The sequence below is a fragment of the Streptomyces sp. BK340 genome, from assembly GCF_007827595.1.
GTDB lineage: Bacteria > Actinomycetota > Actinomycetes > Streptomycetales > Streptomycetaceae > Streptomyces.
This window is the reverse complement of record NZ_VISR01000013.1, coordinates 153522-169630: the sequence shown is the minus strand read 5'-3', so window position 1 is coordinate 169630 and position 16109 is coordinate 153522. Positions and strand designations below refer to the sequence as shown.

Annotated in this window: 15 protein-coding genes; 10 read left to right on the top strand and 5 right to left on the bottom strand. The window is 71.8% G+C overall.

Annotation, left to right across the window (positions count from 1 at the left end):
- Positions 1 to 5: 5 nt before the first annotated feature.
- From FB157_RS23460 to FB157_RS23450, 3 genes are all read right to left on the bottom strand, one after another.
- The gene (locus FB157_RS23460) at positions 6 to 932 is read right to left on the bottom strand and encodes a hypothetical protein (protein ID WP_145882574.1); all 927 of its coding nucleotides are present in this window, start codon (positions 930 to 932) and stop codon (positions 6 to 8) included.
- 19 nt (positions 933 to 951) lie between these two features.
- Positions 952 to 1401 (bottom strand): hypothetical protein, encoded by a 450-nt coding sequence (locus FB157_RS23455; RefSeq protein WP_145882573.1) that lies wholly within the window; start codon positions 1399 to 1401, stop codon positions 952 to 954.
- 163 nt (positions 1402 to 1564) lie between these two features.
- On the bottom strand, positions 1565 to 2869 hold the full coding sequence (locus FB157_RS23450) for an MFS transporter (protein ID WP_145882572.1): 1305 nt from the start codon (positions 2867 to 2869) through the stop codon (positions 1565 to 1567).
- Between the two features lie 84 nt (positions 2870 to 2953).
- Here FB157_RS23450 and FB157_RS23445 point away from each other — a divergent pair, with 84 nt between their 5' ends.
- The 3 genes from FB157_RS23445 (at position 2954) to FB157_RS23435 (ending at position 6739) form a co-directional block, all read left to right on the top strand.
- Entirely contained in the window at positions 2954 to 3919 is a 966-nt protein-coding gene (locus tag FB157_RS23445; RefSeq protein WP_145882571.1) for a LysR family transcriptional regulator, read from the top strand.
- Between the two features lie 185 nt (positions 3920 to 4104).
- A complete protein-coding gene (locus FB157_RS23440) occupies positions 4105 to 5493 on the top strand; it encodes a NarK/NasA family nitrate transporter (RefSeq protein WP_145882570.1) in 1389 nt (462 codons plus the stop codon).
- Positions 5494 to 5578: 85 nt separating this feature from the next.
- Positions 5579 to 6739: a uroporphyrinogen-III synthase gene (locus tag FB157_RS23435; protein WP_145882569.1), complete on the top strand. Its 1161-nt coding sequence runs from the start codon at positions 5579 to 5581 to the stop codon at positions 6737 to 6739.
- A gap of 79 nt (positions 6740 to 6818) precedes the next feature.
- Here FB157_RS23435 and FB157_RS23430 read toward each other — a convergent pair whose 3' ends face one another.
- Positions 6819 to 7382 (bottom strand): DUF1772 domain-containing protein, encoded by a 564-nt coding sequence (locus tag FB157_RS23430; RefSeq protein WP_145882568.1) that lies wholly within the window; start codon positions 7380 to 7382, stop codon positions 6819 to 6821.
- Between the two features lie 315 nt (positions 7383 to 7697).
- On the opposite strand from FB157_RS23430, the gene FB157_RS23425 reads away from it, so the two are divergent.
- A complete protein-coding gene (locus tag FB157_RS23425; RefSeq protein WP_145882567.1) occupies positions 7698 to 8231 on the top strand; it encodes a helix-turn-helix transcriptional regulator in 534 nt (177 codons plus the stop codon).
- On the opposite strand, the gene FB157_RS23420 is transcribed toward FB157_RS23425, so the two are convergent.
- The gene (locus FB157_RS23420) at positions 8182 to 8721 is read right to left on the bottom strand and encodes a peptidoglycan-binding protein (RefSeq protein ID WP_145882566.1); all 540 of its coding nucleotides are present in this window, start codon (positions 8719 to 8721) and stop codon (positions 8182 to 8184) included. The two genes, FB157_RS23425 and FB157_RS23420, sit on opposite strands and share 50 nt — an antisense overlap.
- 318 nt (positions 8722 to 9039) lie before the next feature.
- On the opposite strand from FB157_RS23420, the gene FB157_RS23415 reads away from it, so the two are divergent.
- From FB157_RS23415 to FB157_RS23390, 6 genes are all read left to right on the top strand, one after another.
- Positions 9040 to 9636, top strand: coding sequence for an ABATE domain-containing protein (locus tag FB157_RS23415; protein ID WP_145882565.1), 597 nt, complete (start codon positions 9040 to 9042; stop codon positions 9634 to 9636).
- A 279-nt stretch (positions 9637 to 9915) separates the two neighbouring features.
- Positions 9916 to 10500, top strand: coding sequence for a sigma-70 family RNA polymerase sigma factor (locus tag FB157_RS23410; RefSeq protein ID WP_079071569.1), 585 nt, complete (start codon positions 9916 to 9918; stop codon positions 10498 to 10500).
- A gap of 50 nt (positions 10501 to 10550) precedes the next feature.
- Positions 10551 to 11315, top strand: coding sequence for an anti-sigma factor (locus tag FB157_RS23405; protein WP_186581646.1), 765 nt, complete (start codon positions 10551 to 10553; stop codon positions 11313 to 11315).
- A 60-nt stretch (positions 11316 to 11375) separates the two neighbouring features.
- Positions 11376 to 13745 (top strand): UvrD-helicase domain-containing protein, encoded by a 2370-nt coding sequence (locus FB157_RS23400; RefSeq protein ID WP_145882563.1) that lies wholly within the window; start codon positions 11376 to 11378, stop codon positions 13743 to 13745.
- Positions 13746 to 14100: 355 nt separating this feature from the next.
- Positions 14101 to 15531, top strand: a complete 1431-nt coding sequence (locus tag FB157_RS23395) for an NAD-dependent malic enzyme (RefSeq protein ID WP_145882562.1) — start codon at positions 14101 to 14103, stop codon at positions 15529 to 15531.
- Between the two features lie 280 nt (positions 15532 to 15811).
- The gene (locus tag FB157_RS23390) at positions 15812 to 16093 is read left to right on the top strand and encodes an HU family DNA-binding protein (RefSeq protein ID WP_018549700.1); all 282 of its coding nucleotides are present in this window, start codon (positions 15812 to 15814) and stop codon (positions 16091 to 16093) included.
- The last annotated feature ends 16 nt before the right edge of the window (positions 16094 to 16109 follow it).

Below are 16109 nucleotides of genomic sequence, written 5' to 3'. Positions count from 1 at the left end.
CCCCGTCATGCCCCGTACGCGCGGGCCAGCCGCGTGATGCGGGAGTTCTCCGCGTCACGCTCGGCCTGGGCGGCCTTGAACTCCTTCTGCCGGCCGGCGATCGCGGCGTTCTGGTACTCCGACTCGACGGCGAACCAGACGCCCACCAGGTTGGTGCTCTCCTTGCAGCCGACGTCGGCCCGGGCCTCGCGGATCTCCGTGCGGTCCGGCTCGGCCCGCTGGACCGAGGGCAGCTTGGCCCCCGCCTCCATCGGGTCCGGTTCGTCGAAGCCGTGTGTCCGCATGCAGGCCGACCAGCGGGCGAAGACCTTCCGTACCCGGGGGTCGGCCAGCGAGCGGGCGAAGCTGTCGCTCTTGGTGGCCGCGACGATCCCGTCGGGTCCGGCACCGGTGCCGATCCGCCGGGCGGCCTCGCCCTCGCACCCTCCCTCGGGCAGCTTGCGGCCCTTGTAGGCGGTCACCGGCCGGCGCTCGGCGTTCCTGGCGAACATGACCGCCTGCTCTGCGGCGGACGGCCTCAGCGCCGCGCTGCCGGCCGGCGCCGACGACTTCGTGCGCGGCAGGTGGTACCCCCAGGTCGCGACGCTCGCGGGATCCGTCACGCCGTACCTGCGGTACATCACCGAGTCGGCGGCGGAGGCCACGGGCTTCGGCCCCATGGGGAAGTCGAGGCCGTACTTCTTCATGCAGTCCTCGACGATCCTGCCGTGCACCCAGCCGCGCCGCGCCGTCTGCTCGGGCGTGAGCATGTAGTCCTCGATCGGCAGGTGCAGGTTCATGACCTGCGCCGGACCGGGCGTGGGCGTGGGAACGGGCGTGGCCGCGGCGGCCGACGGCGGGTCCGGCCGGCCCGCGCAGCCCACCGCGGTGGTGAGCGCGAGCAGCAGCGTCCCCGCCTTCAGGCCTCGCCGGAGGGCGCATGCGGCGATCATGTTCTTTTCCCCGTCCGGATCAGACGTCGGGGCACTGGTCGTACGGGTCGTGGCCCCCGTAGTGACCGTCGATCGCGATGGACGCCTCGTTGTTCCGCAGCTGCCCGTTGAGGTTGCCGCCGGAGCCGCCGTCGATGTAGTTCGAGTTGCCCACGTAGTTGGGGTAGACCCAGGTGCGCACGTCGCAGTACACGGAGTTCTCCATGGACGCGGCATCGTTGCGGATGATGTGGCCGTCGTTGAAGTTGCCGGAGATCGTGGAGACCTGGGTGACGTTGTAGCCCACCATGCCCCCCGCGTGGTTCGGCGAGTAGTACAGGCAGAAGAAGTAGCCGTCGCATCGCGAGCTCGTGGACCACGAGGAGACGTTGCTGTCCGTCGCGCTCGCCTGCCCCGCGGACACACCCAGCGCCAGCGCGGCACTTGCCGCCGCGACGCCCGCACGCCGGCCGAACTTGCTGAGAATCATGCGCTTTTCCTTCGTCGAGGGGAGATCCGTTGCCGCGGCGGATTGAATTCTGCATGCCGGGCGACCTCAACGCGGCGCGGAATGGGCTGCTTTGTCGTACCCCTTGCTCGTCCCAAGTCTCTGACCTGCGGTTTGGGACGCGTCCCTGAGACGGAGCGGGCCCTCAGGACGCGTTGCGGGGTGCGTCGCGGGGCGCGGTGCTCGCGCGGTCGCCGGTGTGACGGGCATGGCGGTCGGCGGTTCGGCGGGAGGAACGCGTGGCCGCCGCAGCCGAGTTGATGAGCACGGCCGTGCCCGCCGCGGCGGCCGGGACGGCGTAGGCGAGGGCGGGGGAGAGGTGGTCCGCCGCCCAGCCGCCGGCCGCCGAGCCGCATGCGATGCCGGTGAGCAGGCCGGTGACGACGAGGCTCATGCCCTCGTTGAGCCGGTCCGCCGGGGTGCGCTCCTGCACCTGGGTCATCGCGGTCACCATCGTCGGCGCGGTCGCCATGCCGGCCAGGAGCAGCGCGCCCGCCAGGACCGTGAGCGAACCCGCGGTGGCGGCCGCCAGCCAGGGCAGGGTCATCAGCCCGGCCATCGCGAGCAGGCACCGGGAGAGGCGGAGGCCGGCCGGCTTCAGCGACCCGTACAGCAGGCCCGCCGCGCAGGAGCCGGCCGCCTGCAGCGCGAGGACCGCACCGGCCGCCGCGCGATGCCCCTGGGCGTCGGCGTAGGCGATGGTGACCACCTCCATCGAGCCGAACACCGCGCCGGTCGCCACGAAGCAGGCCAGCAGCGGGGGCATTCCCGGGCTCCGCAGTGGTGACGGAGCCTTCGAACGGGCCTGTGGAGGCGGCTCGGTCGCCCGCTGCGCGGTGAACAGCAGCATGCCTGCCAGCAGCAGGACGGTCCCGGCGAGTGTGCCCGCCTCCGGGAAGAACGTGCCGGTCAGGAAGGACGCCAGCACGGGGCCGAGCATGAAGCACAGCTCGTCGGCCGCCTGCTCGAAGGAGTTCGCGGTGTGCAGTGCGCCGGGGTCGTCGCGCAGCAGATGGGCCCAGCGGGCGCGGGACAGGCCGCCGATGTTCGGGGTGGCCGCGGTGGCGGCGTACGCGGCGAACAGGGTCCAGTCGGGGGCGTCGTAGCGCACGCACAGCAGCAGCGCGAGGCTGCCGAGCACGGCGACGAGCGTGGCCGGTACGGCGACCCGGGCCTGCCCGTGCCGGTCGACGAGCCGGGCGATCCAGGGCCCGGCCAGCCCGGTCGCCGCGAGCCCGGTGGCCGTGACGGCACCGGCGAGGGCGTACGAGCCCCGGGACCCGGCGATCATCACGACCGCACTCACGCCGAACATGCCCATGGGGAGGCGGGCGATCAGGTTGCCGGCGGTGAAGGCGCGGGTGCCGGGGAGGGAGAAGAGACGGCGGTATCCGGTTGATCGTGCTGGTCCGCTGGGTATTCGGGTGTCTTCGGCGGTCTGGTGCGGCATGGCTCTACGTTCGCCCGGAGTCGATCACCGGGTCCAACACCTTCTCGATGCCGATTCACGCACCAGCGTTGTAAATTGCCCGCCATGCCCGCCGCCATAGAGCCCCGCCTCCTGCGCGCCTTCCTCGCCGTCGCCGAGGAGCTGCACTTCACCCGCGCCGCGGCCCGCCTGTACGTCGCCCAGCAGGCGCTCAGCCGGGACGTGCGGCGGCTGGAGCGGGAGCTGGGTGCCGAGCTGTTCGTGCGGACCACCCGGCAGGTGACGCTGACCGCGGACGGCGAGCGGCTGCTGCCGCACGCCCGGCGGGTTCTCGCCGCCCAGGACGACCTGCTCGCCGCCTTCGGCCAGGCCCGGCCGCTGCTGGTCGACCTCAACTCCGCGGGCCTGGCCACCGGCCGCCGTGTGCTGCACCGGGCCCGGGAACTCGCCCCCGACTGCGAGCTGATGGCCCGCTACGAGAGCGGCCTCACCGGAGCCGCGGCCGATCTGCTCGCCGGCCGGCTCGACGCCTCCTTCGGGCGCTTCGCGGGCCTGGACCCGGCCCTGCGCTCCGGTCTGGAGCAGCAGCCCGTGCGCTACGAGCCGATGGCGGTGCTGCTGCCCGAGGACCACCCGCTGGCCGCGCGGCCGGAGGTGCCGCTGGCGGCGCTGGCCGGGGAGACCGTGTACGCCGGTGCTGGGAACCCGCGGACCCGGGAGTGGACCGACCTGGCCCTTCGCCTCTTCGAAGGGCGCGGCATCCGGCTCGCGCCCCCTCTTCCGCTGGCGGTCGGGGACGAGGAGTTCGAGCGGATCATGTCCAAGACCCGCAACCCGATCCTGGCCGTCGTGGACTTCCCCGTCATGCCCCGCACGGTGTTGCGGCCGCTCGTCGACCCCGTTCCGCTGTCACCCGTCTCGCTCGTCTGGCGCAGGGGGCTGGTCCACCCCGCGCTGGACGCGCTCCGGAGGGCCGCGGCCGAGATCGCGAAGGCCGAGGGCTGGCTGCGACGACCCGCCGACCGATGGATTCCGGCCATGGATGACGATGCGATGAACCCGCGCGACTGAGGCGTTCCCATGGCCCCCGATTCTTCCCTCACCGACGGCTCTCCTCGCGAGTGAGAGCAACGTTCCCTTCCGGTCACCCACAGCCACAGGCAGGAAACGCGCCCTCCCTACCTTCGGGACTCATCACCGCTCATCACCGCTCATCACCCGGAACCACCTGAGCCCCGGAGCACCGTGGAGGCGTCATGACAGCCCCGAGTACAGCCCCCGCCGCGAGCAGCAGCAGGGGAGGCCGCTGGATCGAGCAGTGGGATCCGGAGGACGAGGCGTTCTGGAACGCGACCGGTGAGAAGGTCGCCCGCCGGAACCTGCTCTTCTCCGTCCTCTCCGAGCACATCGGATTCTCGATCTGGACCATGTGGTCCGTACTGGTGCTCTTCATGGGCCCGGAGTACGGGCTGACCCCGGCGGACAAGTTCCTGCTGACCTCGGTGGTCACGCTCGTCGGCGCCGCCGTCCGCGTCCCCTACACCTTCGCCGTCGCCGTCTTCGGCGGGCGGAACTGGACGATCGTCTCGGCCGGTCTGCTGCTGGTGCCGACGGTCGCCGCCTTCCTCGTCATGAAGCCGGGTACGTCCTTCGACACCTTCCTCCTGGTCGGTCTGCTCGCGGGCATCGGCGGCGGGAACTTCGCCTCCAGCATGACCAACATCAACGCCTTCTTCCCGCTGCGCAAGAAGGGGTGGGCCCTCGGCCTCAACGCCGGCGGCGGGAACATCGGCGTCCCGGTCATCCAGCTGGTCGCCCTCGCGATCATCGGGGCGAGCGGCGGGCCGCGGGTGCTGCTCGGGATCTACATCCCGCTGATCGTCGTCGCCGCCGTCCTCGCCGCGGTGTTCATGGACAACCTCGCCTCCGTGAAGAACGACACCGGCGCAGCCAAGGACGCGGCCAAGGACGCCCACACCTGGATCATGGCGTTCCTCTACGTCGGGACGTTCGGCTCCTTCATCGGGTACAGCTTCGCCTTCGGACAGGTCCTGACGAACCAGTTCGGGCGCACCCCGCTGCAGGCCGCCTACCTCACCTTCGTCGGCCCGCTGCTCGGCTCGCTCATCCGGCCCGTCGGCGGCTGGCTCGCCGACCGCTACGGCGGGGCCCGCATCACCCTCTGGAACTACGTCGGCATGGCCGCCGCCACCGCCGTGCTCGTCTTCGCCAGCATGCAGAAGTCCCTGCCGCTGTTCGTGTCGGTCTTCGTCGTGCTGTTCGTGCTCAGCGGGCTCGGCAACGGGTCGACGTACAAGATGATCCCCGGGATCTTCCAGGCCAAGGCCGTCGCCAAGGGACTCCGGGGCGAGGAGGCGGCCGCCCACGGCCGGCGCCTGTCCGGTGCCTCCATGGGACTCATCGGCGCCGTCGGCGCGCTCGGCGGTGTCGGCATCAACATGGCGTTCCGTCAGTCCTTCCTCTCCTACGGCTCCGGCACGGGCGCCTTCGTCGCCTTCCTCGCCTTCTACGGCGCCTGCTTCGTCATCACCTGGGCCGTATACCTTCGCCGCCCGGCGGGCCAGGTTCCCGCTGCGGCCGCAGCTTCCGAGGCGAAGCCCCAGCTCAGCTACGCCGAAGTGTGACGTAACACCGGCGACATCGAGCCGAACCGAGCCTGTCACGAGCCGTTGACAGGCTCGCTCGGCATGCGGGCCAGGTAGGAGAGCCATGTACGAGGAACAGCAGCAGGCGGGACAGACGGAACACGGGCCCCTCGCGGGCTTCACGGTAGGTGTGACCGCCGCGCGCCGTGCCGACGAGCTGGGGGCGCTGCTCCAGCGGCGCGGAGCCGCCGTCCTGCACGCGCCCACCCTGCGCATAGTGCCCCTTGCCGACGACGGCGAACTGCTCGCCGCCACCAAGGAGATCATCGACCAGGCGCCGGACGTGGTGGTGGCGACCACCGCCATCGGGTTCCGGGGCTGGGTCGAGGCCGCCGACGGCTGGGGGCTCGGGGAGCAGCTGCTGGAGCGGCTGCGCGGGGTGGAGCTGCTGGCCCGCGGGCCCAAGGTGAAGGGGGCCATCCGGGCCGCCGGGCTCACCGAGGAGTGGTCGCCGTCCAGCGAGTCCATGGCCGAGGTGCTCGACCGGCTGCTGGAGGAGGGCGTCGACGGGCGCCGGGTCGCCGTGCAGCTGCACGGGGAGCCGCTGCCCGGGTTCGTCGAGGCGCTGCGGGCCGGGGGAGCGGAGGTGCTTCCGGTGCCGGTGTACCGCTGGATGCCGCCGGAGGACATCGGCCCCGTCGACCGGCTGCTGGACGCCGTCGTCTCGCGCGGGGTGGACGCGCTCACCTTCACCAGCGCGCCGGCCGCCGCGTCCCTGCTGTCGCGGGCCGAGGAGCGGGGACTGCTCGCCGAGCTGCTGACCGCGCTGAGCCATGACGTCCTGCCCGCCTGCGTGGGCCCCGTCACCGCGCTGCCGCTGCAGGCCCGGGGCGTGGACACCGTACAGCCGGAGCGGTTCCGGCTCGGGCCGCTCGTCCAGCTGCTCTGCCAGGAACTGCCCGGGCGGGCACGGTCCTTGCCGGTCGCCGGGCACCGGGTGGAGATCCGGGGCCACGCGGTGCTGGTGGACGGCGACCTGAAGCCGGTGCCGCCGGCGGGCATGTCCCTGCTGCGGGCGCTGTCCCGGCGCCCGGGCTGGGTGGTGGCCCGCGCCGAGCTGCTGCGCGCGCTGCCGGGCGCCGGCCGCGACGAGCACGCGGTGGAGACGGCGATGGCCCGGCTGCGTACGGCACTCGGGGCGCCGAAGCTGATCCAGACCGTGGTGAAGCGGGGGTACCGGCTGGCGCTGGACGCGGCGGCGGACGCGAAGTACGCGGACGCGTGAGCGGCCGCCCGGTGCGGTGACCTCCGTCGCGCCGGGCGGAGCCGGAGCGGGCTTCTTCGCGCGCCCGCCGGGGCCGGCCTCACGAGGCCGCGCTCGCTCCAGGTGCACTGCGACGGGACGTGAGCGGCGCGGACGGCTGTGCTGCCTCGCCCGGCTTCTGCCCGGAACGCCCGTGCACCAGCAGCGCCCGCGTCAGGAGTGCCACCGCCGCCGTCGACCCCACCGCCCGGGCCACGTTCCACGCCACCCACGGTCCTTCGAAGTGCTCGCGGAGGGCGGACGGATCCCGCTTCGCCGCGAGGGCGTTGTTCAGGGGGATGTTGAAGGCCACCGTGACGAAGAAGACCAGGGCGTAGGCCGCCAGGGCCGCGCAGGTCCAGCGGGCGGCGGGTGTGGCGCGCAGTTGCCACGCCGACCATCCGGTCAGTGCCGGCGCCCCCATGAAGCTCAGGAAGAACACCGGGTTCTGGATCACGTCGTTGATGTTGCGCATGACCTCGACGTAGGTGCGGTCGTCGCTGCGGGCCAGGGCCGGCATGACCGCGCAGGCGAAGATGTAGAAGACCCCGGCGATCAGGCCCATCGCGACCGTGGCCGCGCTCAGGACGACTGTGCCGGTCCGGGTTTCCCTCGTATTCGTCATGCCTTGCAGCCAACCGGAGCGGCCCCTGCCCCGGACATGGCCGAAGCGCGCACCCGCATACGCAGGCGTCCGGCTACGCCGACGCCGGTACGGCCGTACGACGTTCTGGGTACCGGGTCACCGGCGACGGGCCGGGCGGTGCAGGCAGGCCCCGGGACGGAGGGCGCTCGGCTCACGCAGTGCGACCACGCGTGCTCCGGGCTGCCGGGCGTGCGCTCTGCCGGATGTTTTCGGCCGGGCGTCAGGCTGACGCCGGACCGTGGCGGGGAGGGACCGCTCCCGGGGACGTCGCGGCGAGCACTCGGGGGGACGAGGATGACACGCTGGCAGCCGTTGCCGGATTCGCTGCCGCGGGAGACCCGGCACCTGGTCGAGCAGATGCGCGTCCTGAAGGGCCGTACCGGACTCAGCCTCGCCGAACTGGCCCGGCGCACCGCGTACAGCAAGTCGTCCTGGCAGCGTTATCTGAGCGGGACCAAGCTGCCGCCGAGGGGAGCGGCGCAGGTCCTCGGCCGGCTGGCCGGAGCGGACCAGGCGCGGCTGCTGGCGCTGTGGGAGCTGGCCGAACAGGCATGGCGGCCCGGCGAGCCGGAGCCCGCCGGGCCGCCGCGGGATGCCGCCGCAGCCGGTGCGGTGGGCGATGCCGGGGCCGGGCCGGAGCCGGCCGGCGGCGCGCACCGGTGGTGGCGGACGGCGGCGCTGGCCGCGTTCGCCGTCATCGTGCTGCTGGTCGCGGGGCTGCTGTGGGCGCTGCCCCGCAGGGCGGGCGACCGAACGGCCACCCGCCCTCGGGGTGTTCTCAGCCGAGCTTGTCGTAGTAGGCGACCTTCCAGGGGCCGGTGCCCTTGATCCGCACCCGGTACTTGCCGCTGACGCGCTTGAGGGTGGCGTTCCGTGCGTCACCCAGGTATGTCACGGTGCCGCCCGAGGCCGGGCCGGTGAGCCAGTGCTGGGCGAACTCCCAGCTCGGGCCCGTGACGACGCCGTCGTTCTCCGTGATGCCGTAGTGCTCCTGCCACCACTGGGTGGCCGACTCGGTCTCGGGGCCGAAGGTGCCGTCGATCTGGCTCTTCTGGAAGGTGTGCGTGTCGCCGTCCTCGTCCTGCCACTGGGCGCCGTCCGCGTACAGGACGGTCTGCCAGAGAGCCGTGGCGTTGCTCTCCGCGTAGTTGTCGACGCCGAGGTCCTCCTCGTCCTGGAAGTCGTCGGTGACGGCTCCGTTGCCGTCGATGCCGTGGTACGAGGCGGCACTCGCGCCGGGTGCCAGGGCGATACCGGTCGCTCCGGCGCCCAGCAGCGCGGCCGTCGCCATCGCGACGACCCGGGTGCGCATGCTCATGAACATTTCCTTTCTGAACCGCCGTCCCCCGTGGATCCCTGGGGCGGCTCCGGTGCTTTCGCAGGACACAGCGTCATGGCCGCGGGCACGGGCCACGAGCCCTGCCCGGGTTTCTGGACCGGAAGGGGCCGACCCGTGCTCCGGGCTCCGGCATCCCCGCCGGGGACGGGTCGGGCGGGGAACACCGCGGGCCGGACGGGCCGGCGCAGCGAAAGGCGGCGTGCCGCCTGCGGTACGAGGGGTTCCGCAGTCGTGTGCGGGCAGGCACTGTGAAGAGGAGCGACGGAACGTTCCCCTGTCCTAGGCGGTGACAGGCACATGGCACTGGGTACGGCCACGGTCCCGTACGAGCTGCGGTTCGACGCCGGGCGGATCTGCCTGGATCTCCTCGCGACCACCCACCCGGCCGAACGGCTGGACGCCGTCGGGCCGTTGCGTGCCTGGATCGGCGGGTCGGGGCTGGTGCCGCCGGGCACCCCGCTGGGCCATGCCGACGTCTCCTGGCTGGCGGGGTTCCGGGAACTGCGCGGGTGCATCGGCCGGTTGGTGCGCACCGCGAACCCGGCCCACTCGCCGCCGTACGAACGTGCTCTCGTCCGGCTCAACGAGGTCGCCGCCCGTGCCGCGCCCCCGGTCCCGCGTGCGGTGCGCGGCGAGGACGGCACGCTGGTGCGGGAGTTGGCGCAGGCGCCCGGGTGCGCGGGGCTGCTCGCTCTCGTCGCGCGCGACGCCGTCGAGCTGCTCACCGATCCGGTGGCGCGGGCGGCCGTGCGCGAGTGCGAGGGGGACAACTGCCCCATCGTGTACCTGGACACGTCCCGGGGACGCAGGAGGCGCTGGTGCTCCAGCGAGGTCTGCGGCAACCGTGAACGGGTCGCCCGGCACCGACGACGGGCAGCCCTCGCGCAGGCCTGAGTGTCCGGTACGGGCCTTCTGTCGCATTGCGCCCTTGCGGCGCCCGGAGTGATTTCCGCAACACCGCGCGGCGCCGGGTTTGTTGACGGTCCGACACGGGCAGCTCGGCCGCCTCCGGCGATGTGTCGGAAATGTAAAGATCACGCGGTGGGAATGTGTGTGCATGTCCCGCTCGTCACACCACTCCTGAGAAAACTCCCAGCTCGCTTTGAACATCACGACACCCCTGTCCGTACGGGTGGGCGAGCGACCGACTGGGGGAACCCCCGGACACCGGAGGTGGGCGTGCGCAAGGATGCGGCCGTGGCCAATGAACGTGGAACGAGGGCCCGACATCGCATGTCCTCACAGCCCTCGGAACCGGATGAGGAGCTGATGCGTGCGCTGTATCGCGAGCACGCCGGACCTCTGCTTGCTTATGTCCTCAGGCTGGTCGCCGGAGACCGGCAGCGCGCCGAGGACGTCGTGCAGGAAACGCTCATCCGTGCCTGGAAGAACGCCGGTCAGCTCAATCGGGCGACCGGTTCGGTACGCCCCTGGCTGGTGACGGTCGCGCGCCGCATCGTCATCGACGGCCACCGCAGCCGGCAGGCCCGGCCGCAGGAGGTCGATCCGTCGCCGCTGGAGGTCATCCCCGCGGAGGACGAGATCGACAAGGCGCTGTGGCTGATGACGCTGTCTGACGCGCTCGACGACCTGACCCCGGCCCACCGGGAGGTGCTCGTCGAGACGTACTTCAAGGGGCGTACCGTCAACGAGGCGGCCGAAACCCTGGGCATACCCAGCGGAACCGTCCGTTCTCGGGTGTTCTACGCCCTGCGGTCCATGAAGCTGGCACTGGAGGAGCGGGGGGTGACGGCGTGATGAGCATGTACGGGGGGTTCGGCACGGGTGGTTCGGGTATGTCTGGGTCCATGCAGGGATCACAGGCTCCGAACGAGCACGAAACCGTCGGCGCCTACGCCCTCGGGATCCTCGACGACGCCGAGGCAACCGCTTTCGAGGCCCACCTCGCGGGCTGCGAGTGGTGCGCCCAGCAGCTGGACGAGCTGGCCGGGATGGAGCCGATGCTGGCCGCCCTCGCGGACCTGCCCAACTCCGGCAGCACGCCCGCGATCGGCGAGTCGCTGTCCGCCAAGCCGAGCCCGAGACTGGTCGAGAAGCTGGTCGACGAGGTCTCCGAGCGCCGCGCGCTGAAGCGGCGCAAGGGCTTCTACCTGGTCGCGGCCGCGGCCGCGCTGATCATCGCCGGCCCGGTGGCCGTCATGGCGACGAGCGGCGGGAGCGACTCGGGGCAGACCGCCACACCGCTGGCGGCCACCGCCCAGACGACCTTCGACCAGCTGCCCAAGAAGGTCTCGGGCACCGACAGCACGACGGGCGCCAGCGCGACCGTCGCCATGGGAGAGAAGAACTGGGGCACCTCGACGGTGCTCGAGCTCAAGGGCGTCAAGGGTCCGCTCAAGTGCTCCCTGGTCGCCGTCACCGGCAGCGGCGAACGCCAGACGCTGGGCTCCTGGTCCGTCCCGAAGTGGGGCTACGGCATTCCGGACGCCAAGACCGCGGAGGCCAAGAACCCGCTCTACATCGGCGGCGGCACGGCCCTCAAGCCGAGCGAGATCGACCACTTCGAGGTTGTGACGTTCGACGGGAAGAAGCTCGTCCAAGTGGACGCGTAGCCTCTGCGGGCCCCCTTCGCGTACGGTTGACGGCTGCCCAGCACGTCAGAAGGGGGCCCGGTGGCCGCTCAGGCTCAGCAGGAAACCGCGCTCGACTCGGTCCGGGACCGGGAGATCAGCGTCGAACAGGAACACCTCGACCGGGTGTACCACCGCCTGGAGGAGAAGATCCACGAGGCGGAGTTCCTCATGAACGACGCGGCCAAGCGCGGCCAGGTCGGCACGCCCGGCGCGCTCGCCGAGCGGGACGCCCAGGTGTTCCGGGCCGGTGTCCACCTGAACCGGCTCAACAACGAGTTCGAGGACTTCCTCTTCGGCCGGATCGACCTGCTGCTCGGCAGGGACGGCAAGAAGGGCCCGGACGGGGCGTACACGGCGGTCGAGCCCGCCGAGGGCGCGGTCCGGCCCGACAACACCGCCGACATCGCCGAGACCCTGCACATCGGCCGGATCGGCGTGCTCGACGAGGACTACTCGCCGCTGGTCATCGACTGGCGGGCACCGGCCGCCGCGCCCTTCTACCGGTCCACGCCGAAGGACCCCGGCCGGGTCGTCCGGCGCCGGGTCATCCGCTCCAAGGGCCGCCGGGTCCTCGGCGTCGAGGACGACCTGATGCGCCCGGAGCTGACGGCGTTCCTCGGCGACCGCGAGCTGCCCGTCATCGGTGACGGAGCGCTGATGGCCGCCCTCGGCCAGGCCCGCAGCCACACCATGCGGGACATCGTCTCCTCCATCCAGGCCGAGCAGGACCTGGTCATCCGCGCCCCCGCCGCCTCCGTCACGTACGTCGAGGGCGGCCCGGGCACCGGCAAGACGGCGGTCGCCCTGCACCGCGCGGCCTACCTGCTCTACCAGGACCGCAGACGCTACGCGGGCGGCATCCTGATCGTCTCGCCGACCCCGCTGCTGGTGTCCTACACCGAGGGCGTGCTGCCCTCGCTCGGCGAGGAGGGCCAGGTGGCCATCCGCGCGATCGGCTCCCTCGTCGACGGCGTGGAGGCCACGCTGTACGACTCCCCGTCCGTGGCCCGCGCCAAGGGCTCGTACCGGATGCTGAAGGTGCTGCGGAAGGCCGCCCGGGGCGCGCTGGAGCTGGGGCCGGCCGCTCCGGCGGGGCAGCTCGCCCTGGACGAGGACAGCGAGCCGCGGGCCTTCGACGGCCCCCCGTCCCGCCTCCGCGTCGTCGCCTTCGGGCGCCGCCTCGAACTGGAGGCCGCCGAGCTGGAGCGCGTCCGCCGCACCGCCCTGAGCGGCACCGCGCCGGTCAACCTGCTCCGCCCGCGCGCCCGCAAGCTGCTCCTGGACGCCCTGTGGTCGAAGTCCGGCGCGGCCGGCCGGCACAGCGACCCGGAGCTGGCCGCCGAGCTGCGTTCCTCCTTCGACGAGGACATCACGACGGAGGACGTCTTCATCGCCTTCCTCGACGCCTGGTGGCCCGAGCTGACCCCGAAGGGGGTCCTGGCCGCCATGGCCGACGAGCGGCGGCTCGGCCGCTGGGCCCGCCGCATCCTCAACCCCGGCGAGGTCCGCCGGGTCGCCCGCTCGCTGAAGCGGGACGGGTACTCCGTCCACGACGTCTCCATGCTCGACGAGCTGCAGGCGATCCTCGGTGCCCCGGCCCGGCCGCGAAAGAAGCGCGAACTCGATCCGCTGGACCAGCTCACCGGCCTGGAGGAGCTGATGCCGGTGCGCGAGGAGACCCAGCGCGAGCGGGCCGAGCGCCTGGCCCAGGAGCGCACCGAGTACGCGCACGTCATCGTGGACGAGGCGCAGGACCTCACGCCGATGCAGTGGCGCATGGTCGGCCGCCGCGGCCGGCACGCCACCTGGACGATCGTCGGCGACCCGGCGCAGTCCTCCTGGTCCGACCCGGACGAGGCGGGCGAGGCCCGCGACGAGGCCCTCGGCAGCCGCCCCCGGCGCCGCTTCCAGCTCACCGTGAACTACCGCAACCCGGCCGAGATCGCCGAGCTGGCGGCCAAGGTGCTCGCCCTCGCCATGCCGGGCTCCGAGGCGCCGTCCGCCGTACGGTCCACCGGGGTCGAGCCCCGTTTCGTGAGGACGCACGACGGACACGGCACCCCCGCGCGGGACTCCCTGGAGAGGACCGTGCACGCGGAGGCCGAGCGGCTCCTCGGCCTGGTGGACGGCACGGTCGGCGTGGTCGTCGCGATGAACCGGCGCGAGGAGGCCCGGCGCTGGCTGGCCGGGCTGGGCGACCGGGTGGTGGCGCTCGGCAGCCTGGAGGCCAAGGGCCTGGAGTACGACGCGACGGTCGTCGTCTCCCCGGCGGAGATCGCCGACGAGTCCCCGGCCGGCCTGCGGGTGCTGTACGTGGCGCTGACCCGGGCCACCCAGCAGCTGACGGTGGTCTCCGGAGAGCGGGACGAACCGGACGCGGCGGGGGTGCCCGACCTGCTGCGGGACTGAAAGCTGTGAAGTCGGCCGACGGGAATGGCCTTACCGGATCCGTTTGTTAGCCTGGGTGTGGCACCGGCCCGATCCAAGCCCCCGGGCCCAACCTTCGTCCCTCAGAGGGACCACTTGCCGCGAGGCGAGCATGGCGGGTCGGTGTCGTGAACGTGTGGGAGGCCCACATCACCAAGTGATGTGGGCCTCTTTCATTGCCTGATCGATTCTCGTATGGTGGAAGTGATTTTCCGAAATCGCGTCACCCGCTGTGAACAAAACAACCGCAATCCCAGGCGGCTATCACGTACTCACCGGTAGGTGCGACGATCGGACGGCACAACTCGCGACACGGTGAAAGCAGAGGAAGTCGGCCATGGCAACGGCGCCCAGCGTCTCCTACTCGATGACCATCCGGCTGGAGGTGCCCGCGAGCGGAACAGCCGTCTCGCAGCTCACCAACGCCGTGGAGTCCTCCGGAGGCTCGGTCACCGGCCTCGACGTCACCGCGTCCGGCCACGAGAAGCTCCGCATCGACGTCACCATCGCGGCCACCTCGACCACGCACGCCGAAGAGATCGTCGAGAAGCTCCGCGGCATCGAGGGCGTCACGCTCGGCAAGGTCTCCGACCGTACGTTCCTGATGCACCTCGGCGGCAAGATCGAGATGCAGTCCAAGCACCCGATCCGCAACCGTGACGACCTCTCGATGATCTACACGCCGGGTGTGGCCCGCGTGTGCATGGCCATCGCCGAGAACCCCGAGGACGCCCGCCGCCTCACCATCAAGCGCAACTCGGTTGCGGTCGTGACGGACGGCTCCGCCGTGCTGGGCCTCGGCAACATCGGCCCCAAGGCCGCGCTGCCCGTCATGGAGGGCAAGGCGGCCCTCTTCAAGCGCTTCGCCGGCATCGACGCCTGGCCGCTGTGCCTGGACACCCAGGACACCGACGCGATCGTCGAGATCGTCAAGGCGATCGCCCCCGGCTTCGCCGGCATCAACCTCGAGGACATCTCCGCGCCCCGTTGCTTCGAGATCGAGGCCCGCCTGCGCGAGGCCCTCGACATCCCCGTCTTCCACGACGACCAGCACGGCACCGCGATCGTCGTCCTCGCCGCCCTGACCAACGCGCTTCGCGTCACCGGCAAGGCGATCGAGAACATCCGGGTCGTCATGTCCGGCGCCGGCGCGGCCGGTACGGCCATCCTCAAGCTGCTGATCGCGGCGGGCGTGAAGAACGCCGTCGTCGCCGACATCCAGGGCGTCGTGCACGCCGGCCGCGCCGACCTGGTGGACGCCCCGGCCGACTCCCCGCTGCGCTGGATCGCCGACAACACCAACCCCGAGGGCCTGACCGGGACCCTGAAGGAGGCCGTGCGCGGCGCCGACGTCTTCATCGGCGTCTCCGCCCCGAACGTCCTCGACGGCGACGACGTGGCCGCCATGGCCGAGGGCGCGATCGTGTTCGCGCTCGCGAACCCGGACCCCGAGGTCGACCCCGCAATCGCCCGTCAGACGGCCGCTGTTGTGGCCACCGGCCGCTCCGACTTCCCGAACCAGATCAACAACGTGCTGGTCTTCCCGGGTGTCTTCCGCGGCCTGCTGGACGCGCAGTCCCGCACGGTCAACACCGAGATGATGCTCGCCGCCGCGAAGGCCCTCGCCGACGTGGTGACCGAGGACGAGCTGAACCCGAACTACATCATTCCGAGCGTCTTCAACGACAAGGTCGCGGGCGCGGTCGCCGGAGCGGTGCGCGACGCGGCCAAGGCGGTCGGAGCGGCGTCCCAGCCGCTCGTACCGTAGGGTTTCAGAAGCTGTGAGACCGACCGTGCAGGGGCTGTGAGGATCGACACGGCAGCCCCCGCACCGGCGCGTCGTGGAACCCCCCACCGGCGGGTGCCCTCTAGGGTGACGGCCGAGCAGGCGCTTTTCGTGTGACTCCCTAGGGTGTTCTCACGACTCCTACGGGTGCCGGATTGGCTTTCCCGCCGCAGGTAGGGGCAGGATGCGTCTTTGGGCGCGAGCGCATCGGCATCGATCTCACCTCACGCCTCAACGGCAAGAAGAACACGGGAGTAACAACATGAACCGCAGTGAGCTGGTGGCCGCGCTGGCCGACCGCGCCGAGGTGACCCGCAAGGACGCCGACGCCGTTCTGGCCGCGTTCGCCGAGGTCGTCGGCGACATCGTCTCCAAGGGCGACGAGAAGGTCACCATCCCCGGCTTCCTGACCTTCGAGCGCACCCACCGTGCCGCTCGTACCGCGCGCAACCCGCAGACCGGTGAGCCCATCAACATCCCGGCCGGCTTCAGCGTGAAGGTCTCCGCGGGCTCCAAGCTCAAGGAAGCGGCCAAGGGCAAGTAAGCGCTCCGCCGAGAGC

Bases quoted from the DNA above. Each gene is read 5' to 3' on its own strand.
- FB157_RS23450 (WP_145882572.1), bottom strand. From the start codon at position 2,869: ATGCCGCACCAGACCGCCGAAGACACCCGAATACCCAGCGGACCAGCA.
- FB157_RS23420 (WP_145882566.1), bottom strand. From the start codon at position 8,721: ATGAGCATGCGCACCCGGGTCGTCGCGATGGCGACGGCCGCGCTGCTG.
- FB157_RS23430 (WP_145882568.1), bottom strand. From the start codon at position 7,382: ATGACGAATACGAGGGAAACCCGGACCGGCACAGTCGTCCTGAGCGCG.
- FB157_RS23445 (WP_145882571.1), top strand. From the start codon at position 2,954: ATGCCCGCCGCCATAGAGCCCCGCCTCCTGCGCGCCTTCCTCGCCGTC.
- FB157_RS23390 (WP_018549700.1), top strand. From the start codon at position 15,812: ATGAACCGCAGTGAGCTGGTGGCCGCGCTGGCCGACCGCGCCGAGGTG.
- FB157_RS23395 (WP_145882562.1), top strand. From the start codon at position 14,101: ATGGCAACGGCGCCCAGCGTCTCCTACTCGATGACCATCCGGCTGGAG.
- FB157_RS23405 (WP_186581646.1), top strand. From the start codon at position 10,551: ATGCAGGGATCACAGGCTCCGAACGAGCACGAAACCGTCGGCGCCTAC.
- FB157_RS23435 (WP_145882569.1), top strand. From the start codon at position 5,579: ATGTACGAGGAACAGCAGCAGGCGGGACAGACGGAACACGGGCCCCTC.
- FB157_RS23460 (WP_145882574.1), bottom strand. From the start codon at position 932: ATGATCGCCGCATGCGCCCTCCGGCGAGGCCTGAAGGCGGGGACGCTG.
- FB157_RS23415 (WP_145882565.1), top strand. From the start codon at position 9,040: ATGGCACTGGGTACGGCCACGGTCCCGTACGAGCTGCGGTTCGACGCC.
- FB157_RS23455 (WP_145882573.1), bottom strand. From the start codon at position 1,401: ATGATTCTCAGCAAGTTCGGCCGGCGTGCGGGCGTCGCGGCGGCAAGT.
- FB157_RS23425 (WP_145882567.1), top strand. From the start codon at position 7,698: ATGACACGCTGGCAGCCGTTGCCGGATTCGCTGCCGCGGGAGACCCGG.
- FB157_RS23440 (WP_145882570.1), top strand. From the start codon at position 4,105: ATGACAGCCCCGAGTACAGCCCCCGCCGCGAGCAGCAGCAGGGGAGGC.